The organism is Streptomyces sp. NPDC045967, assembly GCF_056430495.1.
The window spans coordinates 421662-448263 of sequence record NZ_JBWKLE010000004.1 but is presented as its reverse complement, the minus strand read 5'-3'; the positions used below and the strand labels follow the sequence as shown (position 1 = coordinate 448263).

Here is a 26602-nt window from a genome sequence, read left to right as displayed (position 1 = left end):
CCTTCAGGCCGCGACGAGGTAGGAGAAGACCGACTCGAGGGACTCGTCGGAAGGCGAGACCGTCAGCAGCCGGATGCCGTGCGCGCGGGCGACCCGCGGCAGCAGCTCGGTGAAGCGCCCGAAGTCGACGGCCTGGATGCGCAGGGCGCCTTCCTTGAGGTCGACCTCGATACCGGCCGTGGACGGGTCGGCGATCAGGGCCGCGGCGAGGGCCCGGTCGTCGGAGGAGCGGACGAGGTAGCGGTGGGGGCGGTCCGTCATCAGGCGGCGGATCTTGCGGAAGTCCCCGGAGGCGGCGTGCCGGCCGGCGACGACCACCTCGATGTGGGAGGCCAGCTGCTCGACCTCCTCCAGGATGTGGGAGGAGAACAGGACGGTGCGGCCTTCGGCCCCCATCCGCCGCAGCAGGTCCATGAGCTGCATGCGCTGGCGCGGGTCCATGCCGTTGAACGGCTCGTCGAGGAGCAGTACGGACGGGTCGTGGACCAGGGCCGAGGCCATCTTCACGCGCTGGCGCATGCCCTTGGAGTACGTGGAGATCTTGCGGTCCTGGGCGTACTCCATCTCCACCGTGGCGAGCGCCCGCTGTGCGTCGGCGTCGCCGAGCCCGTGCAGTTCGGCGTTGGCGACGACGAACTCCCGGCCGGTCAGGAAGTCGTACATGGCCTCGCGTTCGGGCACGACGCCGATCTGCCGGTAGACCTGTTCGTTGCGCCAGATCTGCGTGCCGTCGAGGGTGACCGTGCCGGTGGAGGGCGCCAGGAATCCGCCCATCATGTTGATGAGGGTGGACTTGCCCGCACCGTTCGGGCCGAGGAGGCCGGTGACGCCGGGACCGATGCGCATGGTCACGTCGTTGACGGCGACGACGTTTCCGAACCAGCGGGAGGTGTGGTCGATGTCGATGATGGTCACAGCCCGGCCTTCCGGTAGCGGGCCATCAGAGCGGCGTAGGAGCCGGCGATGAGGCCGAGGACGACGAGCAGATAGACGACGCCGGTGGCGGCCGAGGGGCCTTCACCACCGGGGAAGGCGGAGGTCGCTCCGAGGAAGGCCGTCTGGACCCCGTCGATGAGGGTGATCGGGGAGAACAGGCCCATCCACTCGATGGCCCCGGTGTTCCCGGTGCTGTAGGCGATGCCCTGGACGGCGGTCACCGCACCGTAGGGGATCAGGAGCACGGCGATGATCGCCGCGACGCCGAACCCGCGGCGGGGAGTGAGCGCGGCCATGACGAGGCCGAGGCCCGCGAAGAGCAGTGACAGCAGCAGTACCGACACCAATCCCTGCCCGAATCCCTTGGTCTGGTCACCGAAGTCGAACTTCGCCAGCAGCGAGCCGATCCACATGATCAGCAGCGGGATGGCGGTGAGGATGAAGAGGGCCGAGGCCATGGCCGCGAATTTGGCCACGACGTAGTCGACGCGCTCGATGGGCCGCGAGAAGTAGAGCGGCACGGTCTTGAAGCGCAGGTCCCGGGAGACCGACTGGGGTGCCTGCGACGCGAGGTAGAGACCGATGACCACCTGCGTGGTCAGGGCGTACGTCGTGTACTTGATCGGCAGGTCGGTGGAGCCGGGGACGGCGATGGCCACCGCGACGATGATCAGCGCGGGAACGCACATCACCGCGAAGAGGATCATCGGCAGCACCTTGGACTTGGCGGAGCGGCCGAGTCCGTAGGCGCCGCGCAGGGACTGCGAGAACAGCGACTTACGGGCGTAGGCGCGGCCGAGGCGGGGGCCGGCGTAGGTCCGGTAGCCGATGTTGTGGATCTGGGTGGAGGTGTCAGGCGCCATCGGAACCGGCTCCCTTCCGCTGGACGGACCGCGCGGACTGGTCGTTGTCGCGGAAGACCTCCGCGATGTGGTGGCGGCGCTGCTCCATGCGGACCAGGCCGATGCCGAGGTCGGCGACGGTGTCGCGGACCGTGTCGTACGTTTCCTCGCCCGTGGCCTCCACCAGCAGGATGTGGCCGGCGCCGGGCAGGCCCTGCTCCTCGCCCGCGTGCAGGACGATGCCCGCCTCGGTGAGTGCCTTGCGCAGGGCGGCGGTGCCGTCCGGATGCGCGTCGGAGTCGGTGACCTCGACCGCGAGGGTCGTGGTGATCTGGGTGAAGTCGCTGGTGGAGCTGGAGCGCAGCAGCTTGCCGCCGTCGACGACCACCACGTGGTCGCAGGTCCGCTCCAGCTCGCCCAGGAGGTGCGAGGTGACCAGGACGGAGATGCCGAAGTCGGTGTAGACGCGGCGGATCAGGCCGAGCATCTCGTCGCGGCCGACCGGGTCGAGACCGTTGGTCGGCTCGTCGAGGAGGACCAGCTGGGGGTCGTGGACGAGCGCCTGGGCCAGCTTGACGCGCTGCTTCATGCCCGTGGAGTAGCCGCCGATGGGGCGGTAGCGCTCCTCGTACAGGCCCACGTGGCGCAGGGTGTCGGCAGTGCGCTCCCGGGCCGCGGCGGGCGGCAGGCCGGACATCCTGGCCATGTGGACGACGAACTCGGTGGCCGAGACGTCGGGTGGCAGGCAGTCGTGCTCGGGCATGTAGCCGACGCGTTCACGGATGGCACTGCCATGCGTGGTGACGTCGAGGCCGAGCACGGCGGCGCTGCCCTCGGTGGCGGGGGACAGTCCCAGCAGAATCTTGATCAGCGTGGACTTGCCGGCTCCATTGGCACCCACGAGGCCGGTCACACCAGGCCCGATGTCCAGGGAGAGCCGGTCGAGGGCGGTCACTCGGGGGTACCGCTTGCTCAGGCTTTCGGTCGCGATGACAGTCACGGCACCGACGTTAGCGGCGCGGCCTCCGCGAAACGTCAGACCTTGAGCTGGCTCCCGTCTCCGCCTTCCGGCGTATGCACCCTGACGCAAGGCTGATGCGGACCGGACAACTTTGTCCACAGGTCTGTGCACGGCCCTTGACGTGACCTCCGGTCATTGTCACATTCATCAGTGTCAACTTACGGGCACGTACGGCGACCGAGACGGGTGCTGACCATGGCAGGGGACGATTTTCGCGGGTTCAGGGAAGTGCAGCGCCTCGCCTACGCGTGCGCGGAGGCCGTCGCCGCGCAGCTGCGCCCCGGGATCACCGAGCGGGAGGCGGCGCGCATGCAGCGGGAGTGGCTGCGTGAGCGGGGCGTGCGCGACTGGTTCCACCTGCCCTTCGCCTGGTTCGGCGACCGGACCGCCTTCTCGGGCTTCCGGATCCCGCTGCAGTTCTTCCCGACGAACCGGAAGCTGGAGCCGGGGATGCCCTTCATCCTGGACATGGCACCGGTGCACAAGGGCTATGCGGCGGACATCGGCTATTCGGGCAGCCTCGGACTCAACCCGGTGCAGGACCGGCTCATGTCCGACCTGCGCGCGCACCGCACCCTGATCCTGGAGCAGGTGCGCGAGCGCCGTTCCCTGCGCGGGATATACGAGAACGTCGAGCGGCTCATGACCCGGCAGGGCTACGCCAACCGGCACCGCGCCTATCCCTTCGGGGTGATCGCGCACAAGATCGACCGCGTGTCGGAGCGGCGCTGGGCCCCGACTGCGTTCGGTTTCGGCGCCCGGTCCCTGAAGGGGCTGGCCTCCGACGCCCTGCACGGGCACCGTGAGGGGTGGTCCCCCCTGTGGAGCCCCTACCGCTTCTCCGACCACCCCCCGCAGCCCGGCCTGTGGGCCGTGGAGCCGCACCTCGGCTTCCGGGGCACGGGGGCGAAGTTCGAGGAGATCCTGGTCGTGACCGACTCCCGGGACCCCGAGGAGAGCGCGTTCTGGCTGGACGACGATCTGCCGCACGTGCGGCGCTGGGCTGAGGAGAAGGCGGCATGAGCGGCATGAGCGGCATGAACCCGACGGGTACGGCAGGGCCGGCGGGGGCGCGCGAGCGATGGGTGAGCACGGGCGGGGTGGAGCTGTGCGTGGCCGAACTCGGCGAGGCCGGGCAGCCCACGGTGGTCCTGGTCCACGGCTACCCGGACAGCAAGGAGGTCTGGGCGGAGGTGGCCGAGCGGCTGGCCGACCGCTTCCACGTGGTGTTGTACGACGTGCGCGGCCATGGGCGCTCGACCGCGCCGCAGCCGCTGCGCGGCGGCTTCACCCTGGAGAAGCTGACCGACGACTTCCTGGCGGTGGCCGACGCGGTCAGCCCGGACCGGCCGGTCCATCTCGTCGGCCACGACTGGGGATCCGTACAGGGCTGGGAGTTCGCCACCGTCGCCCGCACCGAGGGCCGGATCGCCTCCTTCACGTCGGTGTCGGGGCCCTCCCTCGACCACTTCGGGCACTGGATCAAGAAGCGGATGAGCCGGCCCACCCCGCGCCGGGCGGCGCAGTTGCTGGGGCAGGGCGTCAAGTCCTGGTACGTGTACATGCTGCACACGCCCGTGCTGCCGGAGCTCGCCTGGCGCGGGCCGCTCGGAAAGCGCTGGCCTGCGGTGCTCGAGCGGCTGGAGAAGGTACCGGCAGGCGACTATCCGACGGCCTCGCTGCCCACGGACGCGGCGCACGGCGCCTGGCTCTACCGCGACAACGTGCGCCCGCGGCTGCGCCGGCCCCGCCCGGACGCGTACGCCCACGTGCCCGTGCAGCTGATCACCCCGACCGGGGACGCCTTCCTCTCGCCGCGGCTCTACGACGACCTGGAGGGGTGGGCGCCGGATCTGGTGCGACGCACCCTGCCCGCCAAGCACTGGGTGCCCCGGACCCGGCCCGACCAGCTGGCCGCGTGGATCACCGAGTTCGTCACGACACGGGAGGAGCCCGCCGCGCGGGCGCCGGAGCAGCGCGCACCGGGGAAGTACGCCGACCGCTTCGGCGGTCAGCTGGTCCTGGTCACCGGCGCGGCCAGCGGCATCGGCCGGGCCACCGCCTTCGCGTTCGCCGAGGCCGGTGCCCGGGTGGTGGCCGTGGACCGGGACGCCGAGGGGGCGGTGCGCACGGCGGACATGGCGCGGCTGGTCGGTGCACCCGCGGCCTGGGGCGAGTGCGCGGACGTCAGTGACGAGCAGGCCATGGAGAAGCTCGCGGCGAAGGTGGCCGCCGAGTACGGAATCGTGGACGTCCTGGTCAACAACGCCGGGATCGGTCTGTCCGGGGCGTTCCTCGACACCAGCGCGGAGGACTGGAAGAAGGTCCTCGACGTCAACTTGTGGGGCGTCATCCACGGGTGCCGGATCTTCGGCAGGCAGATGGCCGAGCGCGGTCAGGGCGGGCACATCGTCAACACCGCCTCGGCCGCCGCCTACCTCCCCTCCAGGACCCTTCCCGCCTACAGCACGTCCAAGGCCGCGGTGCTGATGCTGTCGGAGTGCCTCCGCGCGGAACTGGCGTCGAAGTCGATCGGCGTCTCCGCCATCTGCCCCGGCATCGTCAACACCAACATCACCGCGACCTCGCGCTTCGCCGGGGTGGACGAGGCCGAGGAGAAGCGCCGGCAGGAGCGCTCCTCCCGGCTGTACGGTCTGCGCAACTTCCCGCCGGAGAAGGTGGCCGACGCGATCCTGCGGGCCGTGGTGCGCAACGAGGCCGTGGTCCCGGTGACTCCCGAGTCCAAGGGCGCCCTGTGGATGTCCCGCTTCGCCCCCCGCACCCTGCGCCGCATCGCGAAGCTGGAGCCCCGGCTGTGACCGCGTCCGCCGTGCGGGCGCCCCGGGCGACGGCCTGGTGCCCGGGGCCGGCGGGCAGAGAGCCGGGCACGGCCGTATCCCGCTCCTTCCGGCGGTCGTACCATCCCTCGCAGGAGGGCTCGCCGCGCCGGGTGGCCGAGCACCTCGCGGCGTCACCCGCCGCCGGGGCCGCGGCGTGCGCGGTCGGTAGAGCCGCGATGTCGTAGGGAGCCGGGATTGTCCGATCAGGCGGTAGCCGAGTACCGGATCGAGGATCTGGCGCACCACAGCGGAGCGACGGTGCGCACGATCCGCGCGTACCAGGACCGGGGTCTGCTGCCGAGGCCGGAGCGCCGGGGGCGCTCCAACGTCTACGGCGACACCCATCTGGCCCGGCTGCGGCAGATCGCCGACCTGCTCGACCGCGGCTACACCCTGGCCTCCATCAAGGAGCTGCTGGAGGCGTGGGACGCCGGGCGCGGGCTGGGCGGCGTACTCGGGCTGGTCGCCGAGGTGCACGGGCCGTGGACGGACGAGGAGGCCGCCCGCATCAGCCGGGAGGAGCTGAACGAGCGCTTCGGCGGCAAGCCGGACGACGGCGCCGTCGACGAGGCCTGCGAACTGGGGGTGCTGGAGCGGATCCCGGGACGCTCGGACGAGTTCCTGGTCCCCTCACCGCAGGAGCTCGCGGTGGCCGCCGAGCTGTACGCGGCCGGAGTGCCGCTGTCGGCGATCACCGGGCACCTGCGGGAGCTGCGCGGACAGGTGGAGCACATCGCCTCGCGCTTCCTGGAGTTCACCACCGAGCACGTCTTCGCCCGCTACCTCGGGCAGGTGCCGCCGACCGACACGGACGCGGCGGAGGCGGCGACGATGGTGCGGCGGCTGCGGCCACTGGCGCAGCAGACCGTGGACGCGGAGCTGGCGCGGGCGATGCGGCTCTTCGCGACCCGGCACCTGCAGCAGCATCTGGGGGCGGGCGGCCCGCCCCAGACCTTGGGTCCCGCGCCGGTGGCGCTCCCGGCGGGAACGGTGCGTGCGGTGCAGGATCTCGTCGGCGCCGATCACGTCGCGGAGTTCGTCCGGGCCGCGACGGAGCGGGAGCTCCAGGCCCGGACGATGAACGATCTGGCGAGACGGGCGGAGCCCGGGCAGTAGTCCACAGGGCGGATCACGCGTTTGCCGTCAAAACCCACCCAAACGGCTGTGGACAAGTCCCGCTTTCCTGTGGGCAACGGGGGGCTTCGAGGTCAGCCGACGGTCTCGTACGCCGCCTTGGTGGGTGCCGCCCCGTCCACCGGGCCGGGCTCGGCCAGGGTCTCCACCGGCAGGGGCTCCACGGACCGGGAGCCTCCGTACAGCAGGCCCGCCAATGCCAGGCCGACGATTCCGCCGACCAGCTGGGCGGCGACGAACCCGGGGAGCGACTGCGGGGCGATACCGGTGAAGGAGTCGCTGAAGCTGCGTCCGACGGTGCCGGCCGGGTTGGCAAAGGAGCCGGAGGAGGTGAACCAGATCGCCGCGGCGATGTAGGCGGCGACGGCCGCCGGTATCAGCTTCTCGCGCCCGATGCGGCCGAGGCCCTGGATCACGAGGACGAGCCCGGCCGTGGCGACGACCTCGCCGACGAGCAGGTGGCCGCCGTCGCGGACCTGGGTGGCGAAGGCGCCGGGAGTCCGGCCGAACATGGCTTCCGCCAGGAGGGCCCCGCCGATCGCCCCGGCGGTCTGGGCGACGACGTAGGCCAGCGCCTCCCGGCCGATGATCCCCTCCCCGCCGGTACGCCGGGACCACCAGGCGGTGAGGGTGACGACCGGGTTGAGGTGGGCTCCGGAGAGCGGCCCGAAGAGCGTGATGATCAGCCCGAGGCCGATGGCGGAGGCGGCCGAGTTGGCGAGCAGGGCGACTCCGGTGTCGCGGCTGAGCGCGGCGGCCTGGATTCCGGAACCGATCACCACCACGAGGAGGCCCCCGGTTCCGATCAGTTCGGCAGCCGCACGGCGTGGCAGAGAGGTATGGGCTGTCATGGTTTCTCCCCCTGGGCAGAAGTGGCAGCGGAAAATGTATTCCGTATCTTGGAATGGCGATAGAGGGTGTCCACGTCCCGCACCACCCCGAAAATCCCTCCCAGGAGAGCTCGCGACCCGGCAGGCTGGGGACATGGACGACAGACGCACCGTGAAGGTGTCCCGATACGTCTCGAAACACCTGCGGCACCAGCCGGAACAGATCGGACTGGTGCTCGACCCGGCCGGTTGGGTGGACATCGACGACCTGCTGCACGCGGCCGCCGCGCACGGATTCCCCTTCAGCCGCGCCGAGCTCGACCACGTGGTGGCCGCCAACGACAAGCAGCGCTTCGCCGTCGACGGCACCCGCATCCGGGCCAGCCAGGGCCACACGGTGCCCGTGGACCTCGGCCTTGCGGAAGCCGAACCGCCGGCGTTCCTCTACCACGGCACCGTCGCCGCCGCGCTGGACGCGATCCGCGCCGAGGGCCTGCGCCCGATGGCCCGCCACCACGTGCACCTGTCCCCGGACCGGGAGACCGCGACCCGGGTCGGCGCGCGGCGGGGCCGGCCCGTGGTGCTGGCCGTGGACGCGGGGGCGATGCGCGCGGCGGGGCACGTCTTCCGGATCAGCGCCAACGGGGTGTGGCTGGTGGACGCCGTGCCGCCGCGGTTCCTGCGCTTCCAGTAACACGGGCCGGGCGGCTCCCCGGACGGCGCCAAGGACGGCAGGCGGAAGCCATCCGGGGCGGCACCGGAGGGGGCGAGCGGAACGGAGCGCGACCGGTCGGAATTCGATCGGAGATTGTCGGACCATCCCCCTAATCTGTTGCCCACTTCCGGGATCAGTGAGGGGGGGACCTCGCGATCGCCGAACCATCCTGCACGCACGCGAGGTGACGCCCCATGACGTCCACACCCCATTCCTTCCAAGTCGACCTGCGCGGCCTGGTCGACCTGCTCTCCCACCACCTCTACTCCAGCCCGCGCGTCTACGTCCGCGAGCTGCTGCAGAACGCCGTGGACGCCGTCACCGCCCGTCGGGCCCTCGACCCGCAGGCCCGCGTCCACATCCGGCTGACCGCCTCCGGCGGCCGGGTGACCATCGAGGACAGCGGTGTCGGCCTGACCGCGGCCGAGGCCCACTCCCTCCTCGCCACCATCGGCCGCAGTTCCAAGCGCGGTGGCGAGCACGGCCTGGAGGCGGCCCGGCGGGAGTTCCTCGGCCAGTTCGGCATCGGACTGCTCGCGTGCTTCGTCGTGGCCCGCCAAATCCGGGTCGTCACCCGCTCCGCCCGCGACCCCCAGGCCCCGCCGGTCGAATGGCTGGCCACCGACGACGGTTCGTACACCGTGCGCGAACTGCCCCACGACGCGCGCACGGAGCCCGGCACCACCGTCGTGCTCGAGGGCCGGCCGGGCGCCGAGGAGTGGACGGTGCCGGCCAAGGTCGAGCAGCTCGCACGCGACTACGGCTCCCTGCTGCCCTACGACGTCACCTTCGACGACGGCGAGGGCGGCGAGCCGCGCCCCGTCACCGACCGTCCCGCCGTCTGGGACCGGCCCTTCCCCACGCCCGCCGCCCGGCGCGTCGCCCTGGCCGGGCACTGCGCAGAGCTCTTCGGCTTCACCCCGCTCGACAGCATCGACCTCGACCTGCCGGTCGCCGGAGTACGCGGCGTGGCCTACGTGCTGCCCGAGCCGACCAGCCCCGCCCACCGGGCCGGCCACCGCGTGCACCTCAAGGGCATGCTGCTGACCGACCGCGCCGACAACCTGCTGCCCGACTGGGCGTTCTTCGTGCGGGCCGTCCTCGACACGGACACGCTGCGACCCACCGCCTCTCGCGAGAACCTGTACGACGACGAGACCCTCGCCGCCGTACGGGACGCCCTCGGCACCCGCGTCCGCGGCTGGCTCGCCGAACTCGCCGCGAGCGATCCGGAGCGGCTGGCCGTCTTCCTGGGCGTCCACCACCTGGGGGTGAAGTCCATGGCCCGGCACGACCCCGAGCTGCTCGGCCTGATGCTGCCCTGGCTGCCGTTCGAGACCAGCGACGGGCCGATGAGCCTGGAGCAGTTCGCGGCCGTCCACACCGACGTCCACTTCACGCGCACCGTCGAGGAGTTCCGCCAGATCGCACCGATCGCGGCGGCCCACGGCCTGGGTGTCATCAACGCCGGGTACACCTACGACGCGGACCTGCTGGCCCTGCTGCCCTCCGTACGGCCCGAGCTGAAGGTCACCGAACTGGACGCCGGAGCCGTCACCGAGCGTCTCGACCCGGTGCCCGCCGCCGCCGAACTGGCCCTCGCGCCGTTCCTCGCCGCCGCGCGCACCCGGCTGCAGCCGCAGGGCTGCGACGTGGTGCTGCGCGCCTTCCAGCCCGTCTCCGTGCCCGCGCTCTACCTGGACGACCGGCAGGCCCGGCAGGAACGGGACCGGACCGCCGCACTGGAGGGCGCCGACTCGTTGTGGAGCGGCATCCTCGGCGCGCTGCGCGGCTCCGCGCCCCGCGCCCGCCTGGTCCTCAACCACAACAACCCGCTCATCCGCCGGATCTCCGCACTTCCCCAGGAGGCACTGACCGGCACCGCCGTCGAGTCGCTCTACGGACAGGCCCTGCTGATGTCCCAGCGGCCGCTGCGCCCCGCCGACTCCACCCTGCTCAACCGGGCCTTCCTCGGGCTCCTGGAATGGGCGACCCACTCCGCCGAACCGAAGGAGGACCGGACGTGACGCGCCTGACGCGCCAGGAGATCGAGCAGGGGCTGGCGGAGAACCGCCAATCCCCGGGCGGCGCCGCGCGCAACGCGCACGCCGAAATCCTCGTCGCCGCCGCCGAGGCGAGCGGGGACCGGGCGTTGTTCCGGGAGACCCTGGACAACCTGATCAACGCCTACCTGTGGAGCGCGGAGTCCTCGAAGCTGCTGGTGCCCTTCGCTCGGCTGCTCCAGGAGTACGACAGGGACCCGGGCGCCTTCTCCGAATGGGACGCGCACTCGCTGTTCTGGCAGTTCAAGTGGGTGGCCTCGGCCATCGCCGACTCCCCCGGGGTGCCCCTGGAGTCAGCCACGGGCTGGCTGGACGAGATGGAGCGCCGGTACCGGATCGCGGGCTACAGCGAGCGGCCGGTGCGGGAGGCCGAACTCTGGCTGGCCGACGCGACGGGCGACGACGCACGGGCGCGGCAGGCCTTCGAGCGCTGGCTGGCGGCCGAGCGCGACGATATGAGCGACTGCCGTGCCTGCGAACTCAACGGGCAGGGCGAGTTCGAGGCCCTGCACGGGGACGACGGCCGGGCGCTGGAGATCTGGGCCCCCGTCCTGGCGGGGCAGAAGACCTGCGCCGAGGAACCGCACCGGGTGCTGGCCGCCTCCCTGCTGCCGCTGCTGCGACTCGGCCGGACCGAGGAGGCCCGCTCGCACCACGTGCGGGGCTACCGGATGGCACGCGGCAACGAGAGCCTGCTGCCGTCGGTCGCCAAGCACATCGAGTTCTGCGCGTTGACCGGGAACGAGCCGCGCGGCCTGGAGATCCTCGCCGAGCACGCCTCCCACCTCGGCCCGCTCGCCAACGCCGACGACCAGCTGGCCTTCCACGGTGGCGTCCTCGTGCTGCTGCGCCGGCTGGGGGAGCTGGGCCACGGGCAGAGCGCGACCGTCCCGTACGGAGGCAGGCCGCACACCGTCGCCGAGCTGTACGAGGTGCTGCACGCGGGCGCGCTCGCCGTCGCCCGGCAGTTCGACGCCCGCAACGGAACCACCCGCACCTCGGACCGGTTCCTCGCCCGGGTCGCGGCGCGGCCGCTGGTCCCGCAGCTGCCGCTCGGAGTGCGCAGTGCGGCGCTCGGCCGGCCCGCGGCCATCGCGGTGCCCGCCGCCGCGCCCGCACCGGGACCGGCGCCCACGGGGTTCGCCGAGCTGGTGGAGCGTGCCCGGCAGGCGCGTGACACGGGACATCCCGGCGCCGACGCGCTGTGGGCCGAAGTGGCCGTACGGGTCGACGGGGAGCCGGAGCCCGACCCGCTGGTCCTTGCCGACCTGTCCGACCACCAGGCGCTGACCGCGGCCAAGCGGGGTGCCGCGCAGGCGCAGGGGCTCCTGACGGCCGTGCGCGACCGCTACCGGGAACTGGGCCGGGCGGACCGCGCGGCGCTGGCGGACCTGCGCCTCGCGAGTACGGCCGCGCAATCCGGGGCCACGCCCGCGGAGACCAGGAAGCTTCTCGCCGTGGCCTTGCGGGCCGCGGAGTCGCTGGATGCCGGGGAGCCGCTGCGGAACAGGCGGATCGCGCTCGCGGAACTGGCAGCGATCCGCGTGGAGTCCTTCCTCCGCTCGGCCGAGCCCACCGGGGAGGAGGAGCACGGGCACGGCCACGGGCGACTGGCGGCCGAGCTGACCGCTTTCGCCGCCGCCTACGAGGCCACGCTGCCGGACCTGGTGGCGGAGGCCGAGGAGATGCTGGGCCGCCTCGCACTGTCGCAGGGCGAGCCGGAACAGGCCGTGGTTCTGCTGGCGACGGCCGCGGCACGGGCGGTCGCCGCGGGCCGGCCCTGGCAGGCGGTGGACGCCTTGGTGCTGCGGGCAGGGGTTCTGATACGGCTGGACCGGCCCGGGGAGGCGGAGGAGGCGGCGCGCTCCGCGCTGGAGCACGCCGCCGAGGTGACCGATGCCGAGGTGCAGGGTGTTCTGCGGCTGACCCTCGCCGACATCCTGCTCGGCCGGGAAGAGGCGGCGGAGGCCGCGGAGCACGCGCTGACCGGTGCCCACTGGTTCGACCAGGCCGGTCTCACCGCCGACGGCGGGGCGCAGGCCCGGCTGGTCCTGGCCCGGGCGTACGCGCAGGACGGGCGGGCGGCCGAGGCGGCGGAGGTGCTGCAGTCGGCGCTGGCGGATCTGCTGGAGCACGGCGAGGAACAGGCCGTTTCCGCCCGGGAGTTCCTCGGGGAGCTGCTGCGGCGGCTGGGTGAGCCGCGGGCGGCGGCGGAGCAGTTCCTGCTGGCCGCGGAGACGGCCAAGGGGTGGGAGGATCCCCGGCCGCAGGCGAGCCTCGCCCAGTCGGCGGCCGACGCCCTGTCCGACGCGGGGCTGGCCACGGAGGCGGCCGCCGCCTACGAGCAGGCTCGGGAACTGCACCGTCTGACCGGCGACGCCCCGGTCGCCGAAGCACGGGTCCTGCGCTCGCTGGCCTGGCTGGGGCTGCGCGAAGCGGTCACCGAAACGGCCGTATCCCGGGCCCGGGCGTTGATGGACGAGGCGGCCGGGCTGCTGGAGGCCGCCCTGGCAACCGAGCCCGCAGCCGCGGACCTGCGGGCCGAACTGGCCCAGACCTGGCACCAACTGGCGCAGGTCCTCGACCGGCGGGTGAGCGCGCAGACGGACCGCTACGAGGAGGACGGCGGCGAGGACGAGGAGCCGGGCGAAGGGGAGCGAGAGGACGGGCTCGAACTCGGATCGCTGAGCGAGGCGCAGATCGATGCTCTGCGTCGGGAGGAGATCTTCCTCTGGGACCGGGCCGCCTCGGCCTACGCCGGACTCGGCCCGGACCATCTGAGAGACCGGTTCCAGTGCCTGAACAACGCCGCCTGGACGGAACACGAGCGGGGCCGGGCGGATGCCGGAGCCGCCCGGGTCGCCGCGCTGATCTCCGAGTTCAAGACGCTGCCCGACGACGCGGTACCCGAATGGCTCCTGCCGGCCGCCGAGCATCTGCACGCTCAGCTGACCGGCTGATCCGGCAGCCCGCGCAGTCGGCATAGCCGCGCTCGCCCGGTCCGAAGCCGCCGCCGCGGTCGTCGCCGCCTCCCTGCGGGTATCGGCGACGACCGTGTGGACCGGGGGTCAGCCCTGCAGCTGGGCCGTCGCCTCCAGGGCGATCTTCTCGAAGACCGACTCGTCCGCGGCGAAGTCGGAGTCGGGGATCGGCGCGTGGATCACCAGCTCGGTGAAGCCCAGTTCCAGGTGACGGCCCGCGAAGTCGACGAACGCGTCCACGGACTCCAACACCGTGTTCCGCTCGGGTGTGAAGCCGGTCAGAAGGATCTTCTCCACCTGCGCCGCGTCCCGCCCGATCTCCTCGCAGGCCGCCGCCAGGCGCCCCACCTGGCCGCGCATCGCGTCGAGCGACTGCTCCGGCGTGCCCTCCGCGAAGAGCTTCGGGTCCCCCGTGGTCACCCAGGCCTGCCCGTGCCGCGCGGCGAGCCGCAGACCGCGCGGGCCCGTGGCGGCGACCGCGAACGGCACGCGCGGGCGCTGGACGCAGCCGGGGATGTTGCGTGCCTCCACCGCGGAGTAGAAGGTGCCCTCCGAGTTCACCGCGCCCTCGGTGAGCAGGGCGTCCAGCAGCGGCACGAACTCGCCGAACCGGTCGGCCCGCTCACGAGGGCTCCAGGGCTCCTGTCCCAGGGCGGTCGCGTCGAAGCCGTTGCCCCCCGCGCCGATTCCGAGGGTGATACGGCCGCCGGAGATGTCGTCCAGGGTGATGAGCTCCTTGGCGAGCGTCACCGGGTGACGGAAATTCGGCGAGGTGACCAGCGTTCCCAGGCGCAGCCGCTCAGTGGCTCCGGCCGCCGCGGTCAGCGTGGGAACCGCTCCGAACCAGGGACCTTCGCGAAAGGACCGCCAGGACAGGTGGTCATAGGTGTAGGCGGTGTGGAACCCGAGCTGGTCCGCTCGGACCCACTGGTCCCGTCCGCCTTCATGCCATCGCCGTACCGGAAGGATCACCGTACTCAGACGCAGACTCATGCGCTCGAGAGTACGACCGTCGCGATGTTTCACGTGAAACACGGCAGCCGGACCAGATGTTTCACGTGAAACACCGGCCTCCCGGACGGTGTGGTCCTCCCGGGGTCCGGTCGGTCCCCGGTGATGGGCGAAGATGGGTCGGTGACCTCGGCTTCCCAGTGCCCGGACGGGCCAGCGCCCGCTCCCCGGCTCATCGCCACCGACCTCGACGGCACCCTGCTGCGTGACGACAAGTCCGTCTCGCTCCGCACCGTCTCCGCACTCGCCGCCGCCGAGGAGGCCGGGATCGAGGTCTTCTTCGTCACCGGACGACCCGCCCGCTGGATGGACGTGGTCAGCGACCACGTGCACGGTCACGGCCTGGCGATCTGCGCGAACGGCGCCGCCGTCGTCGATCTGCACGCCGGGCGAGAGTTCGTCCTGGTCAGAGCGCTTCCCCGGGCGGCGGCCCTGGCCGTCGTCAAGGCCCTGCGCGATGCCGTGCCGGGCACCTCCTTCGCGGTGGAGCTGACCACCGGCATCAATTACGAGCCGGCCTACCCGCCGTTCTTCAAGGATCCCGGCGCCCATGTCGCCGTCGCCGAGAAGCTGCTCGCCGAGGGCACGGACGAGAGCGCCGCGCCCGTGCTCAAGCTGCTCGCGCACCACGCCGAACTGGCCCCGGACGAGTTCCTCGCCCTCGCCAGGGAGGCCGCGGGTGCATACGCGTCGATCACCCGCTCCAGCCCGACCGCTCTGCTGGAGATCAGCGGCCAGGGCGTCTCCAAGGCGAGCACCCTGGCCCTGTGCTGTGCCGAGCGGGGCATTTCCCCCGCCGAGGTGGTCGCCTTCGGCGACATGCCGAACGACGTGGAAATGCTCAGCTGGGCCGGCACCTCCTACGCGATGGGCAACGCCCATCCGGATGTGATCGCGGCCGCGTCCGGCCTCACGACGGCCAACAACGAGGACGGAGTCGCCGTCGTCATCGAGCGCATCGTGGCCGACCGGATCGCCGACCGCCGGTTGTAAGGGCATCCGGCAGCCGCCCGGTGGCCGCGGGGCAGGCCATCCCGGGACCGGACACCGGTCGGACCCGCCGCAACCGACCTCAGAGCGGGGCTTCCCACACCAGGGTGGTACCGCCGCCGTTCTCTCCCAGGCCGGGACCGTACGAGCTCGAGCCGCCCAGCGACTCCGCCCGCCGACGCAGGTTCCGCAGTCCGCTGCGCCGCCCGCCCTCGGGAATGCCCACCCCGTCGTCGGCCACCTCCAGCCGGACGCCGGGACGTCCGTCCGCCAGCGTGACGGTGGAATCCACGACCACCTCGATCCGGGAGGCGTCGGCGTGCCGGAAGGCGTTGGACAGGGCCTCGCGGAGCGCGGCGATCAGGTTCTTGCCCACCAGTTCGCCGACGACCGTGTCCACCGGGCCGAGGAAGCGGTGGGCGGGCTTGAAGCCGAGCGGTACGGCCGCCATGTTGATCTCCCGGAGCACCCGCGTGCGCAGTCCCGAAGGGGCCTCCGCCGGCCCTTGCTGGAGTGCGAAGATCGCCGTACGGATCTCCTGGATCGTCACGTCCAGCTCGTCGACGGCCTTGCCGACGCCGTCGCGGACCTCCGGGACGATCGACCGGCGCTGGGCGCCCTCCAGCATCATCCCGGTCGCGAACAGCCGCTGGATGACCAGGTCGTGCAGGTCCCGGGCGATCCGGTCGCGATCCTCGAACACGGCGAGCCGTTCCCGGTCGCGCTGCGCCTCGGCCATCATCAGGGCGAGCGCCGCCTGCGAGGCGAACTGCGTGGCCAAAGTCCGCTCGGCCTCGCTGAACGGCCGTTTTCCGCGGACCCGGGGTGTGACCAGGGCGCCGAGCACCCGGCCGCCGCTGTGCAGCGGCAGCATCATGCAGGGACCGTACGGGCTGGTCAGTTCGCTGAGCATGCGGGGGTCGGTGGCCGCGTCGTCGACGAAGACCGGCTCGCCCTGGAGCAGGGTGTGCACGACCGGGCTCTCGGCCGGGATCACCACGCCGAGGGAGGTGGCCGGGTTGTCGGCGGAGACGGCGACGATCTCCATCCCGCCCTCCTCGGCCGGCAGCATGACGATCCCCGCGGAGGAGTCGGCCAGCCGCCGGGCCTGCTCCGCCACGACCGAGAGGGCGTCGTCCGCGTCCCCGCCGGAGAGCAGGGCGGTGGTGACCGCAACCGAGCCGTCGATCCAGCGCTCCCGCTGGGTCGCCGCCTCGTACAGCCGGGCGTTGCCGATCGCGATGCCGGCCTCGGTGGCCAGCACCCGGACCATGTGGACGTCGTAGTCGTTGAAGGGGCCGCCGCCGTTCTTCTCGGCGAGGTAGAGGTTGCCGAAGATCTCGCCCTGGACCCGGATCGGGACACCGAGGAACGTCTTCATGGGTGGGTGGTGCGCCGGGAAGCCCGCCGAACGCGGATCCTTCGTGAGGTCCTCGAGCCGCACCGTGTCGGAATGCGAGATCAGCGCTCCGAGCAGGCCGCGTTTGCCGTCCGGACGGTGTCCGATCTTCCGGGCCAGCTCGGAGCTGATACCGAACGTGACGAAGTCAGACAGTCCCCGGCCCTCGATGTCGACGACGCCGATGGCCGCGTAACGGGCGTCCGCGAGCTCGGCCGCGGTCTCGCAGATCCGGTCCAGTGTGGAGTGCAGTTCGAGCCCGGTACCGACCGACCTCATGGCCTCCAGCAGCTGCGGCACCCGCGCCGTGAGCTCGGTGGACAGACCTTGCAGACTGCGGGTGGCCCGGGTGGCGGCCTCCAGCGGGTCCGGCGTGCGCGGTGATGGTCCCGGCGGTTCGGACGGTTCCTGCGACTCCTGCACTGACATGCCCTTGAGCCTAGTTAGTCCCGATTGGCGGGGAAAGTCGGCAGGGAGCGGGCAGTCGCCGCTCCGTCAGCCTGCTCCTCCCGTTCGAGCAGTCTCCGCAGCGGCCCCTCGACAGCGGCCAGCTCCGCATAACCACCGCGCTGTACGACCTCCCCGCCGTCGAGCACGAGCACCTCGTCGACGGCCTCCAGCCCGGCCAGCCGGTGCGTGATCAGTACGGTGGCGCGGCCCTCGGTCGCCGCCAGCAGGTCCGCTGTCAGGGCGTCCGCCGTGGCCAGGTCCAGGTGCTCCGCCGGCTCGTCCAGCACCAGTACGGGGAAGTCCGCGAGCAGTGCCCGGGCCAGGGCCAGGCGCTGGCGCTGGCCGCCGGAGATCCGCTCGCCGTGCTCACCGATCAGGGTGTCCAGGCCCTCGGGGAGGCCGTCGGCCCACTCCAGGAGCCGGGCCGCGGCGAGCGCCTCCCTCAGCTCCCCCTCACCCGCTCCGGTCCGGGCCAGCCGCAGGTTCTCCCGGACCGAGCTGTCGAAGAGGTGGGCGTCCTGGGCGCAGAGCCCCACGCGTGCGCGCACGTCGTCGCCGTCGAGCATGCAGACATCGGTCCCGCCCAGGGTGTAGGTGCCGTCGCGCGGGTCCAGGAAACGCAGCAGGACCTGCGCCAGGGTGGTCTTGCCGGAGCCCGAGGGGCCGACGACGGCGATGCGCCGGCCCGCCTCCAGGGTCAGGTCCACCCCGCGCAGCGCGTCACGCTCCTGTCCGGGGTGCCGGGCGGCGAGCCCGGTCAGCCGCAGGGGGAAGGGCGAGCCGGGAGCGGTCGCGGCCCGCTGCGGCTCGGCGACCGGAGCCGGCGCGTCGATGACCTCGTAGACCCGCTCGGCGCTGCGCCGCACCCGCTGGCGGTACTGCACCGCCAGCGGAAGGCCGTTGACCGCTTCGAAGGCGGCGAGGGGGGTCAGTACGGCGACGGCCATCGCCACCCCGGACAGCCGTCCGTCGAGCACCGCGTTCGCGGCCGCGGCGGCGGCGGCCACGACGGTCAGTCCGCAGACGAGGGCGGACAGCCCCGCCCCGAGCCCGGCGGCCGCCGCTCCGCGCGCGGCGATCCGCGTCAGCACACCGTCGCCCTCCCGGGCGCGGCCCTTGCGGTCCTCCAGTGCCCCGGCGACGGTCAGTTCCGCGGTGCCGGTGAGCAGATCGGCCACCCGGGTGGCGAGTTCCCCCCGGGCGGGCGCGAGCCGGCGTTCCGCACGCCGCGCACAGGCCCCGCTGACGAGCGGGACTCCGACACCGGCGAAGAGCAGTCCGGCGGCGAGCGCGGCTCCGGCCTCCGGGAGCAGCCAGGTGGTGAAGGCGACCGACCCGGAGCCGACGAGCACCGCCGTCCCGACGGGCAGCAGCCAGCGGAGCCAGTAGTCCTGGAGTGCGTCGGCGTCGGCCACCAGCCGGGTCAGCAGGTCTCCGCGCCGGTGCTCGCGCAGTCCGGCGGGCGCGATGCGCTCCAGCCTCCGGTAGACCGAGACCCGCAGATCGGCGAGCATCCGCAGCACGGCGTCGTGCGAGACGAGCCGCTCCGCGTACCGCAGGACGGCCCGGCCCATTCCGAAGGCCCGGGTGGCCGTCACGGCCACCATCAGGTAGAGCACGGGGGGCTGCTCGGAGGCCCGTGAGATCAGCCAGCCGGACACGGCCATCAGGCCGACGCCGCACCCCACGGACAGCGCTCCGAGCACCAGCCCGAGCCGGAAGCTGCCCTGCCGTGCCCGGGCCACGGCCCGTACCCGGCGCAGCGGATCCCTCCCGCGCGAGTCGGCGGCGCCGCCGACGGCGGGCGCCCGGTCGGCCGTGGGCCCGAGGATCCACTCCCCGGCGTCGGGCGAAGATCCGCGGACGGCCCCGCCGCGGACGGAGGCGGGCCGGGGGAGCGAACCGCCCGTGGCGGCCGCGGGCGCGGCGATCGGCACCACGCGGTCGGCGACGGCGAGCAGCGCCGGACGGTGCACGACCAGCAGGACGGTCCGGCCCACGGCCAGCCGCCGGACCGCGTCCACCACTCCGGCCTCGGTCTCGCCGTCCAGCGCCGAGGTCGGTTCGTCCAGCAGGAGCACGGGCCGGTCCGCCAGGAAGGCCCGGGCGAGCGCCAGCCTCTGGCGCTGCCCGGCGGACAGCCCCACACCGCCCTCGCCCAGCGGGGTGTCCACCCCGCGCGGCAGCGCGGCCACGAACTCCCAGGCGCCCGCGTCCTTCAGGGCCCGGACCACGTCCTCTTCACAGGCCGCGGGGCGGGCCAGCCGTACGTTGTCCCCGATGGTCCCGGCGAACAGGTGCGGCCGCTGCGGAACCCACGCCACCCGCTCCCGCCACTGCTCCGGCGACAACCGGGCGAGGTCCACTCCGGCGATCCGCACCTGACCCGCGGTCGGTTCCACGAAGCCCAGCAGCACGTGGAGCAGGGTGGACTTCCCGACCCCGCTCGGGCCGGTGAGCGCCACGCACTCCCCGGGTTCGACGGTCAGCGACACCGGACCGGGCGACTCCTGGCCCCGGCCTTCGTACCGGACGGCGACCCCGTCCATCTCGATGCGCAGGGGCGCGCCGCTCGGCAGGGCGGCGCCGCCGGCCGGGCGCCCGACCGGGGTCTGCAGGACCGCGAAGATCTCCTCGGCGGCCGCCAGCCCCTCGGCGGCCGCGTGGTACTGGGCGCCGACCTGCCGCAACGGCAGGTAGGCCTCCGGCGCCAGGATCAGGATGACCAGTCCGGTGTAGAGGTCCAGCTCTCCGTGGACCAGCCGCATGCCGATGGTGACCGCCACCAGCGCCACGGAGAGGGTCGCCAGGAGTTCGAGGGCGAAGGAGGAGAGGAAGGCGATGCGCAGGGTCCGCATCGTCGCGCGCCGGTACTCCTCGGTGATCTTGCGGATGGATTCGGCCTGCGCCTTCGCCCGCCCGAAGACCTTGAGCGTGGGAAGTCCGGCCACCACGTCGAGGAAGTGCCCCGACAAGCGGGACAGGAGCCTCCACTGGCGGTCCATCCGGGACTGGGTGGCCATGCCGATGAGGACCATGAACAGCGGGATCAGGGGAAGGGTGACGACGATGATGGCCGCCGACACCCAGTCCTCGGTGACGATCCGGGCGAGAACCGCCACCGGTACGACCACCGCGAGCCCCAGCTGTGGCAGGTAGCGCGAGAAGTAGTCGTCGAGCGCGTCCACGCCCCGCGTGGCCAGGGCGACCAGGGACCCGGTCCGCTGACCGGTCAGCCAGCCCGGGCCGAGGTCCGCGGCCCGGTCGAGCAGCCGGCCCCGCAGTTCGGACTTGACCGCCGCACCGGCCCGGTGCGCGGCCAGTTCCGTCAGCCAGGCGATGAGACCGCGGCCCAGCGCCACCGCCGCGAGGAGCAGCAGCGGCGTCCGGAGCGCGGCGGCGCCCAGGCCCTCCTCGAAGGCGCCGACCACGATCTCGGCGATCAGCATGGCCTGACCGACGACCAGCCCGGCCCCGGCCAGGCCCAGGGCCACCACCGCGGCCAGGAAGAGCCGGGTGGAACGGGCGTACCGCAGCAGGCGCGGGTCGATCGGTTTCACGTGAAACATCCCCCAGGCAGGGTCAGTCGGTCAGGCAGGAGGGTCTGGACGGCAGGCCGCCGGCGGCGGAACTCAGTGCGCGTCGACGATGTGCTGGGTCCCGATCCGCTTGCGGAACACCCAGTACGTCCAGCCCTGGTAGAGCAGGACCAGTGGCGTGGCCACTCCCGCGCACCAGGTCATGATCTTCAGGGTGTAGGGGCTGGAGGAGGCGTTGGTGACCGTGAGGCTCCAGGCGTCGTCCAGCGAGGACGGCATGACGTTGGGGAACAGTGTCAGGAAGAACATCGCGACGGTCGCCGCGATGGTGACCCCGGACAGGGCGAAGGCCCAGCCCTCACGGCCCGCCCGGGTGCAGCCGAGGGCGCCGACCAGCGCGAGCACCGCGACCGCCATGGCGAGCAGGCTCTTGGCGTCGCCTCGCGTGAACTGGGTCCAGGTCAGGAAGACCAGGGCCAGCGCGGCGGTGGCCGTACCCAGCCGGGCCGCCAGCCGGCGCGAGCGCTCCCTGATGTCGCCGACCGTCTTGAGCGAGGTGAAGACCGCTCCGTGGAAGGTGAACAGGGTCAACGTGACCACGCCGCCGAGCAGTGAGTAGCCGTTGAGCAGGTCGAACAGGGTACCGACGTACTCCTTGTTCCCGTCGATCTTCACACCGCGGACGATGTTGGCGAAGGCCACGCCCCACAGGAACGCGGGGATCAGCGAGGTCCAGAAGATCGCGTGTTCCCAGTTGGTCTGCCACGCGTCCTCGGGGCGCTTGTGCCGGTATTCGAAGGCCACCCCCCGGATGATCAGGCAGACCAGGATGAGCAGGAGCGGCAGGTAGAAACCGGAGAAGAGGGTGGCGTACCAGTCGGGGAAGGCGGCGAAGGTCGCACCGCCCGCCGTGAGCAGCCAGACCTCGTTGCCGTCCCAGACGGGCCCGATCGTGTTGATCAGGACCCGCTTCTCCGTACGGTCCCGGGCGAGCAGCTTGGTGAGGACGCCGACCCCGAAGTCGAAGCCCTCCAGGAAGAAGTAGCCGATCCACAGAACGGCGATGAGCACGAACCAGACGTCGTGGAGTTGCATCGTGTGGTCTCCTCAGCCTCAGTACGAGAAGGCCATCGGCCGGTCGGAGTTCTTGTCGTCCCCGCCGATCCTGGTGGGCGGGTTGAGGTCGGCTTCGGTGAGCTCGGGGGGCCCGAGCTTCACGTACTTCACGAGCAGCTTGACCTCGATCACGGCGAGCACGGCGTACAGGGCCGTGAACCCGATCATGGACGTGAGGACCTCGCCCTGGGAGACGCCGGGCGAGACGGCGTCGCTGGTGCGCAGGACGCCGTAGACCACCCAGGGCTGGCGGCCCATCTCGGTGAAGATCCATCCCCAGGAACTGGCGATGAGCGGGAAGCCCATGGTCCAGAGCGCGACGATCCAGTAGAGCCGTCCCCACGTGGGGCTCAGCGCCTGCTTGAAAAGCACCAGGTTCGGCACCTCGTCCTCCGAGGTCCGCAGCCCGGGTGGCAGCAGGAGCTTCTTGCGGGTCAGCCACAGCCCCAGCACGCCCACACCGAGCGAGGCCATGCCGAAGCCGATCATCCAGCGGAAGCCCCAGTAGGCGACGGGGATGTTCGGCCGGTAGTCGCCGGGCCCGAACTTCTCCTGCTCGGCCCGGTTGACGTCGTTGATGCCGGGGACGAAGGAGGTGAAGTCGTCGTTCGCCAGGAACGACAGCAGGCCCGGGATCTCCACGGCGACCTTGTTGTGCCCCTGGTCCACATCGCCGTAGGCGAAGATCGAGAACGGCGCCGGCGCCTCCCCGTCCCAGAGCGCCTCGGCGGCGGCCATCTTCATCGGCTGCTGCTTGAACATGACCTTGCCGAGCAGGTCGCCGCTGATCGCGGTGCCCAGTCCGGCGATGATCAGGGTGATCAGGCCCAGGCGAAGCGAGGTCCGCATGACGGGCACGTGCTTCTTGCGGGCCAGGTGGAAGGCGGCGATGCCGGCCATGAACGCGCCGCCGACCAGGAACGCCGCCGTGATGGTGTGGAAGAACTGGGTGAGCGCGGTGTTCTGGGTGAGCACGAGCCAGAAGTCGGTGAGCTCCGCCCGGCCGCGCTCCTCGTTGATCCGGTACCCCACGGGGTGCTGCATCCAGGAATTGGCGGCCAGGATGAAGTAGGCGGACAGGACGGTGCCGATCGACACCATCCATATGCAGGCCAGGTGGATCCTCTTCGGCAGCTTGTCCCAGCCGAAGATCCACAGCCCGATGAAGGTCGACTCGAAGAAGAAGGCGATCAGCGCCTCGAAGGCCAGCGGGGCACCGAAGACGTCACCGACGAAGCGCGAGTAGTCGGACCAGTTCATGCCGAACTGGAACTCCTGGACGATGCCGGTGACGACGCCCATGGCGATATTGATCAGGAAGAGCTTCCCCCAGAACTTCGTGGCCCTGAGGTACTTCTCCTTCCCGGAGCGCACCCACGCGGTCTGCAGGCCGGCCGTGAGCGCGGCGAGCGAGATCGTCAGGGGGACGAAGAGGAAGTGGTAGACGGTCGTAATGCCGAACTGCCATCGCGCCAGTGTCTCGGGCGCCAAAGCCAGGTCCACGTCGTCAGCTCCTTCGGGTCGCCGTGGTCACAGCCGCAGTGTGTTCTGGCGCGCCCCACCCACATAGCAGGCGAAAGCAGGCGCGCTTGTGAACGCGTTCACATTCACAAGCATTATGTCGCACAGGTATATGGATCTTTTGAGCGGGGGGGGGTCCCCTAGTCAACAGATTCAACAGATTGTTGAATGCGACTCATGAAGATTCGCATCTCCTGGCCTGCGGGCCAGCTCACCGCAACCCTTGACGAGACCCCGACCAGCAAGGCGCTGGCCGAGGCCCTCCCGATCGCCGCTTCGGCGAACACCTGGGGCGAGGAGGTCTACTTCGACACCGGCGTCTCCGTCGCCCTGGAGCACGACGCCCGGCAGGTCGTCGAGCCGGGAACGGTCGCCTTCTGGACCGAGGGCGACGCACTCGCCCTGCCCTACGGCCCCACTCCCCTCTCACGCGGGGGCGAGAGCCGCCTGGCGAGCCCGTGCAACGTGCTCGGCTCCTTCGACGGCGACCCCCGCCTGCTGTCCACCGTCCGTGACGGCGACCCCGTCCGCGTGGAACTGGCCTGACCGGGCCTACAGCTCCCTGAAGCCCGACCCGGCCTAGAGCTCCTTGAAGAACGCCTCCGCCGTGTGCAGGAAGAGGTCGTTCGCCTCGGTCTCACCGATCGTGACCCGCAGGCCCTCGCCCGCGAAGGGCCGGACCACCACACCGGCCTTCTCGCAGGCCGCCGCGAAGTCGGCGGTCCGCTCTCCCAGCCGCATCCACACGAAGTTCGCCTGGGTGTCCGGCACGGTCCAGCCCTGGGCGATCAGCGTCTCGTGGACGCGCTTGCGCTCGCACACCAGCGCCCCGACGCGGCCCATCAGCTCGTCCTCGGCGCGCAGCGAGGCCACCGCCGCGTCCTGGGCGAGCTGGCTGACCCCGAAGGCCACCGCCGTCTTGCGCAGCGCCGCGGCCACCCGCTCGTGCGCCACCGCGAAGCCGACGCGCAGGCCGGCGAGCCCGTACGCCTTGGAGAACGTACGGAGCACGGCGACGTTCGGGCGGTCGCGGTACAGCTCGATGCCGTCCGGTACGTCGGCGTCGCGCACGAACTCGCGGTAGGCCTCGTCCAGCACCACCAGGACGTCCGACGGCACCCGGTCCAGGAATCGCTCCAGCTCGGCACGGCGGACGGCGGTGCCCGTGGGGTTGTTGGGGTTGCAGACGAAGATCAGCCGGGTCCGCTCGGTGATCGCCTCGGCCATCGCCTCCAGGTCGTGCACGTCACCGTCGGTGAGCGGCACCTGGACCGAGGTCGCGCCGGAGATCTGCGTGATGATCGGGTACGCCTCGAAGGAGCGCCAGGCGTAGATGACCTCGTCGCCCGGGCCGGCCGTCGACTGGATCAGCGACTGGGCCACGCCCACCGAGCCCGTGCCGGTGGCGACGTGCTCGACCGGCACCCCGAACCGCTCCGCGATCTCGTTCACCAGACCCGTGCAGGCCATGTCCGGGTACCGGTTGAAGCTCCCGGCCGCCGCGACGGCACTCTCCAGGACCCCGTTCAGCGGCGGGTACGGATTCTCGTTCGAGGACAGCTTGTACGCGACGGGCCCGCCCGCGGCCGCCGGCTTGCCCGGCTTGTACGTGGGAATGCCGTCCAGCTCGGCGCGCAGCCTCGGGCTCTTCTCGCTCACCGCAGGTCCTCCTCGACCATCCCGTCCGACGTCGCCGTCGACTCAATACTGCTCACCTTATGAGGATTCCGCCGTCCCGAGAATGGGGGCGCCTGGATTGCGGGGGAGCGCGCGCATATATGCGCGCGCCGGTGGCCTGCGCCGTGGCGCGCGTCCCCCGTGCAGGTGAGTCGAAGACGGCGCTCAGCCGCACCGTTTTGGCATGCCCGTGGCCGCCGACAAGCTTCACCCCAGAGCAGGCGGGTCAAGCGCCTTCTTTTCCAAGGTGATTGGGGGTGGCGAACCGTGCAGAAACGTGCCTGTCAACGCGTGCATATGCACCCGGACCACCCACCCCACCGCGCCCTACTATCGGCACGCCATGACAGCAGCAGGGAAGCATCAGGTGAGCCGGACCGAGACCACCCGGCGGACCGCCGGCCGACAGGGCAGGGCAGGCATCAGGGACGTGGCCGCCGCGGCGGGCGTCTCCATCACGACCGTCTCCGACGCGCTCAATGGCAAGGGACGGCTGCCGGACGCCACCCGCCGCCACGTTCGCGAGGTGGCCGACCGGCTGGGCTACCGCCCGTCCGCCGCCGCCCGCACCCTCCGTACCGGCAAGTCGGGCCTCATCGGCCTGACCGTGACGACCTACGGGGATGAACCTTTCACCTTCACCGAATTCGCCTATTTCGCCGAGATGGCCAGGGCCGCCACCTCCGCCGCGCTCGCCCGCGGCTACGCCCTCGTCATCCTCCCCGCCACCTCCCGACACGACGTCTGGTCGAACGTCGCCCTCGACGGCACCGTCGTCATCGACCCCTCCGACCACGATCCCGTCGTCACGGAACTGGTCCGCCAGGGCCTGCCCGTGGTCTCCGACGGCCGCCCGGCAGGCTCCCTCCCCGTCACCGCCTGGGTCGACAACGACCACGAGGCCGCCGTCCTGGGCCTGCTCGACCACCTCGCCGCCGCCGGTGCCCGCAGGATCGGGTTGCTGACCGGCACCACCACCGACACCTACACCCGGCTCTCCACCACCGCCTACCTCAACTGGTGCGAGCGCGTGGGCCAGGACCCGGTCTACGAGTCCTACCCCGCCCACGACCCCTGCGCGGGCGCCGTCGCCGCCGACCGGCTCCTCGCCCGCCCCGACCGGCCCGACGCCGTGTACGGACTCTTCGACCCCAACGGCACCGACCTGCTCGCCGCCGCCCGCCGCTACGGCCTGCGCGTCCCGGAGGACCTGCTGCTCGTGTGCTGCAGCGAGTCCACGGTGTACGCGAACACCGAACCGCCCATCACCACCCTCTCCCTCAAACCGCGCCGCATCGGCACCGCCGTGGTGCAGTTGCTCATCGACGCGATCGAGGGAGTGGACACCGGACGCCCCGTCGAACAGGTCGTCCCGACCGAGCTCATCATCCGCACCTCCTCGCAGCGCAGGCAGGCCCGCACCACCGTCAGTCCGCCGCGCTCCCCGGCGCAGGACTGACCCGCACCACGCTCCTCGGAGGGGACCTTTGGCCCCATCCAGGATTTCAGGAACGCAGATATCGGGATGAAACGGCAG

At 71.8% G+C, this 26602-nt stretch carries 19 protein-coding genes; 9 read left to right on the top strand and 10 right to left on the bottom strand.

What is annotated here, in order from left to right; translation table 11 throughout:
* Positions 1–3: 3 nt before the first annotated feature.
* From AC07FY_RS12060 to AC07FY_RS12050, 3 genes are read right to left on the bottom strand one after another with little or no spacing between them, the layout of a single operon-like run.
* The gene (locus AC07FY_RS12060) at positions 4–915 is read right to left on the bottom strand and encodes an ABC transporter ATP-binding protein (RefSeq protein WP_479004234.1); all 912 of its coding nucleotides are present in this window, start codon (positions 913–915) and stop codon (positions 4–6) included.
* On the bottom strand, positions 912–1799 hold the full coding sequence (locus tag AC07FY_RS12055) for an ABC transporter permease subunit (RefSeq protein ID WP_479004231.1): 888 nt from the start codon (positions 1797–1799) through the stop codon (positions 912–914). Before AC07FY_RS12055 ends, AC07FY_RS12060 begins: the two co-directional genes overlap by 4 nt.
* A complete protein-coding gene (locus AC07FY_RS12050) occupies positions 1789–2778 on the bottom strand; it encodes an ABC transporter ATP-binding protein (protein ID WP_479004228.1) in 990 nt (329 codons plus the stop codon). Before AC07FY_RS12050 ends, AC07FY_RS12055 begins: the two co-directional genes overlap by 11 nt.
* A gap of 216 nt (positions 2779–2994) precedes the next feature.
* Here AC07FY_RS12050 and AC07FY_RS12045 point away from each other — a divergent pair, with 216 nt between their 5' ends.
* From AC07FY_RS12045 to AC07FY_RS12035, 3 genes are all read left to right on the top strand, one after another.
* Positions 2995–3822 (top strand): M24 family metallopeptidase, encoded by an 828-nt coding sequence (locus AC07FY_RS12045; RefSeq protein WP_479004225.1) that lies wholly within the window; start codon positions 2995–2997, stop codon positions 3820–3822.
* Positions 3819–5618, top strand: coding sequence for an SDR family oxidoreductase (locus AC07FY_RS12040; protein ID WP_479004223.1), 1800 nt, complete (start codon positions 3819–3821; stop codon positions 5616–5618). Before AC07FY_RS12045 ends, AC07FY_RS12040 begins: the two co-directional genes overlap by 4 nt.
* Before the next feature lie 216 nt (positions 5619–5834).
* The gene (locus AC07FY_RS12035) at positions 5835–6755 is read left to right on the top strand and encodes a MerR family transcriptional regulator (protein ID WP_479004220.1); all 921 of its coding nucleotides are present in this window, start codon (positions 5835–5837) and stop codon (positions 6753–6755) included.
* Positions 6756–6847: 92 nt separating this feature from the next.
* On the opposite strand, the gene AC07FY_RS12030 is transcribed toward AC07FY_RS12035, so the two are convergent.
* On the bottom strand, positions 6848–7624 hold the full coding sequence (locus AC07FY_RS12030; RefSeq protein WP_479004217.1) for an aquaporin: 777 nt from the start codon (positions 7622–7624) through the stop codon (positions 6848–6850).
* Positions 7625–7757: 133 nt separating this feature from the next.
* On the opposite strand from AC07FY_RS12030, the gene AC07FY_RS12025 reads away from it, so the two are divergent.
* The 3 genes from AC07FY_RS12025 (at position 7758) to AC07FY_RS12015 (ending at position 13341) form a co-directional block, all read left to right on the top strand.
* On the top strand, positions 7758–8297 hold the full coding sequence (locus AC07FY_RS12025; RefSeq protein WP_479004214.1) for an RNA 2'-phosphotransferase: 540 nt from the start codon (positions 7758–7760) through the stop codon (positions 8295–8297).
* 215 nt (positions 8298–8512) lie between these two features.
* Complete coding sequence (locus AC07FY_RS12020) at positions 8513–10345, top strand: HSP90 family protein (RefSeq protein ID WP_479004211.1); 1833 nt, start codon at positions 8513–8515, stop codon at positions 10343–10345.
* On the top strand, positions 10342–13341 hold the full coding sequence (locus AC07FY_RS12015) for a tetratricopeptide repeat protein (RefSeq protein ID WP_479004209.1): 3000 nt from the start codon (positions 10342–10344) through the stop codon (positions 13339–13341). Before AC07FY_RS12020 ends, AC07FY_RS12015 begins: the two co-directional genes overlap by 4 nt.
* 108 nt (positions 13342–13449) lie before the next feature.
* Here AC07FY_RS12015 and AC07FY_RS12010 read toward each other — a convergent pair whose 3' ends face one another.
* Entirely contained in the window at positions 13450–14355 is a 906-nt protein-coding gene (locus AC07FY_RS12010; RefSeq protein ID WP_479004206.1) for an LLM class flavin-dependent oxidoreductase, read from the bottom strand.
* Positions 14356–14478: 123 nt separating this feature from the next.
* On the opposite strand from AC07FY_RS12010, the gene AC07FY_RS12005 reads away from it, so the two are divergent.
* Positions 14479–15366, top strand: coding sequence for a Cof-type HAD-IIB family hydrolase (locus AC07FY_RS12005; protein WP_479004203.1), 888 nt, complete (start codon positions 14479–14481; stop codon positions 15364–15366).
* Positions 15367–15445: 79 nt separating this feature from the next.
* Here AC07FY_RS12005 and AC07FY_RS12000 read toward each other — a convergent pair whose 3' ends face one another.
* The 4 genes from AC07FY_RS12000 to AC07FY_RS11985 form a co-directional block, all read right to left on the bottom strand.
* A complete protein-coding gene (locus AC07FY_RS12000; protein WP_479004200.1) occupies positions 15446–17191 on the bottom strand; it encodes a GAF domain-containing sensor histidine kinase in 1746 nt (581 codons plus the stop codon).
* Between the two features lie 14 nt (positions 17192–17205).
* Positions 17206–20772, bottom strand: a complete 3567-nt coding sequence (gene cydD, locus AC07FY_RS11995; RefSeq protein WP_479004197.1) for a thiol reductant ABC exporter subunit CydD — start codon at positions 20770–20772, stop codon at positions 17206–17208.
* A 72-nt stretch (positions 20773–20844) separates the two neighbouring features.
* Complete coding sequence (gene cydB, locus AC07FY_RS11990) at positions 20845–21846, bottom strand: cytochrome d ubiquinol oxidase subunit II (protein WP_479004194.1); 1002 nt, start codon at positions 21844–21846, stop codon at positions 20845–20847.
* An 18-nt stretch (positions 21847–21864) separates the two neighbouring features.
* A complete protein-coding gene (locus AC07FY_RS11985) occupies positions 21865–23370 on the bottom strand; it encodes a cytochrome ubiquinol oxidase subunit I (protein ID WP_479004191.1) in 1506 nt (501 codons plus the stop codon).
* A 195-nt stretch (positions 23371–23565) separates the two neighbouring features.
* On the opposite strand from AC07FY_RS11985, the gene AC07FY_RS11980 reads away from it, so the two are divergent.
* Positions 23566–23934, top strand: a complete 369-nt coding sequence (locus AC07FY_RS11980) for a cyclophilin-like fold protein (protein WP_479004188.1) — start codon at positions 23566–23568, stop codon at positions 23932–23934.
* Between the two features lie 33 nt (positions 23935–23967).
* Here AC07FY_RS11980 and hisC read toward each other — a convergent pair whose 3' ends face one another.
* Positions 23968–25047: a histidinol-phosphate transaminase gene (gene hisC / locus AC07FY_RS11975; RefSeq protein ID WP_479004185.1), complete on the bottom strand. Its 1080-nt coding sequence runs from the start codon at positions 25045–25047 to the stop codon at positions 23968–23970.
* A 361-nt stretch (positions 25048–25408) separates the two neighbouring features.
* Here hisC and AC07FY_RS11970 point away from each other — a divergent pair, with 361 nt between their 5' ends.
* Positions 25409–26524 carry a LacI family DNA-binding transcriptional regulator gene (locus AC07FY_RS11970; protein ID WP_479004183.1) on the top strand — a complete coding sequence of 372 codons (1116 nt, stop codon included), beginning with the start codon at positions 25409–25411 and terminating at the stop codon, positions 26522–26524.
* Positions 26525–26602 lie beyond the last annotated feature (78 nt).

Excerpts from the sequence above, each read along its gene's own strand:
- cydB (WP_479004194.1), bottom strand. The coding sequence starts at position 21,846 with ATGCAACTCCACGACGTCTGGTTCGTGCTCATCGCCGTTCTGTGGATC.
- AC07FY_RS11970 (WP_479004183.1), top strand. The coding sequence starts at position 25,409 with ATGACAGCAGCAGGGAAGCATCAGGTGAGCCGGACCGAGACCACCCGG.
- AC07FY_RS12030 (WP_479004217.1), bottom strand. The coding sequence starts at position 7,624 with ATGACAGCCCATACCTCTCTGCCACGCCGTGCGGCTGCCGAACTGATC.
- AC07FY_RS12000 (WP_479004200.1), bottom strand. The coding sequence starts at position 17,191 with ATGTCAGTGCAGGAGTCGCAGGAACCGTCCGAACCGCCGGGACCATCA.
- AC07FY_RS12025 (WP_479004214.1), top strand. The coding sequence starts at position 7,758 with ATGGACGACAGACGCACCGTGAAGGTGTCCCGATACGTCTCGAAACAC.
- AC07FY_RS12045 (WP_479004225.1), top strand. The coding sequence starts at position 2,995 with ATGGCAGGGGACGATTTTCGCGGGTTCAGGGAAGTGCAGCGCCTCGCC.
- AC07FY_RS12005 (WP_479004203.1), top strand. The coding sequence starts at position 14,479 with ATGGGCGAAGATGGGTCGGTGACCTCGGCTTCCCAGTGCCCGGACGGG.
- AC07FY_RS11980 (WP_479004188.1), top strand. The coding sequence starts at position 23,566 with ATGAAGATTCGCATCTCCTGGCCTGCGGGCCAGCTCACCGCAACCCTT.
- AC07FY_RS12055 (WP_479004231.1), bottom strand. The coding sequence starts at position 1,799 with ATGGCGCCTGACACCTCCACCCAGATCCACAACATCGGCTACCGGACC.
- AC07FY_RS12020 (WP_479004211.1), top strand. The coding sequence starts at position 8,513 with ATGACGTCCACACCCCATTCCTTCCAAGTCGACCTGCGCGGCCTGGTC.
- AC07FY_RS12040 (WP_479004223.1), top strand. The coding sequence starts at position 3,819 with ATGAGCGGCATGAGCGGCATGAACCCGACGGGTACGGCAGGGCCGGCG.
- AC07FY_RS12010 (WP_479004206.1), bottom strand. The coding sequence starts at position 14,355 with ATGAGTCTGCGTCTGAGTACGGTGATCCTTCCGGTACGGCGATGGCAT.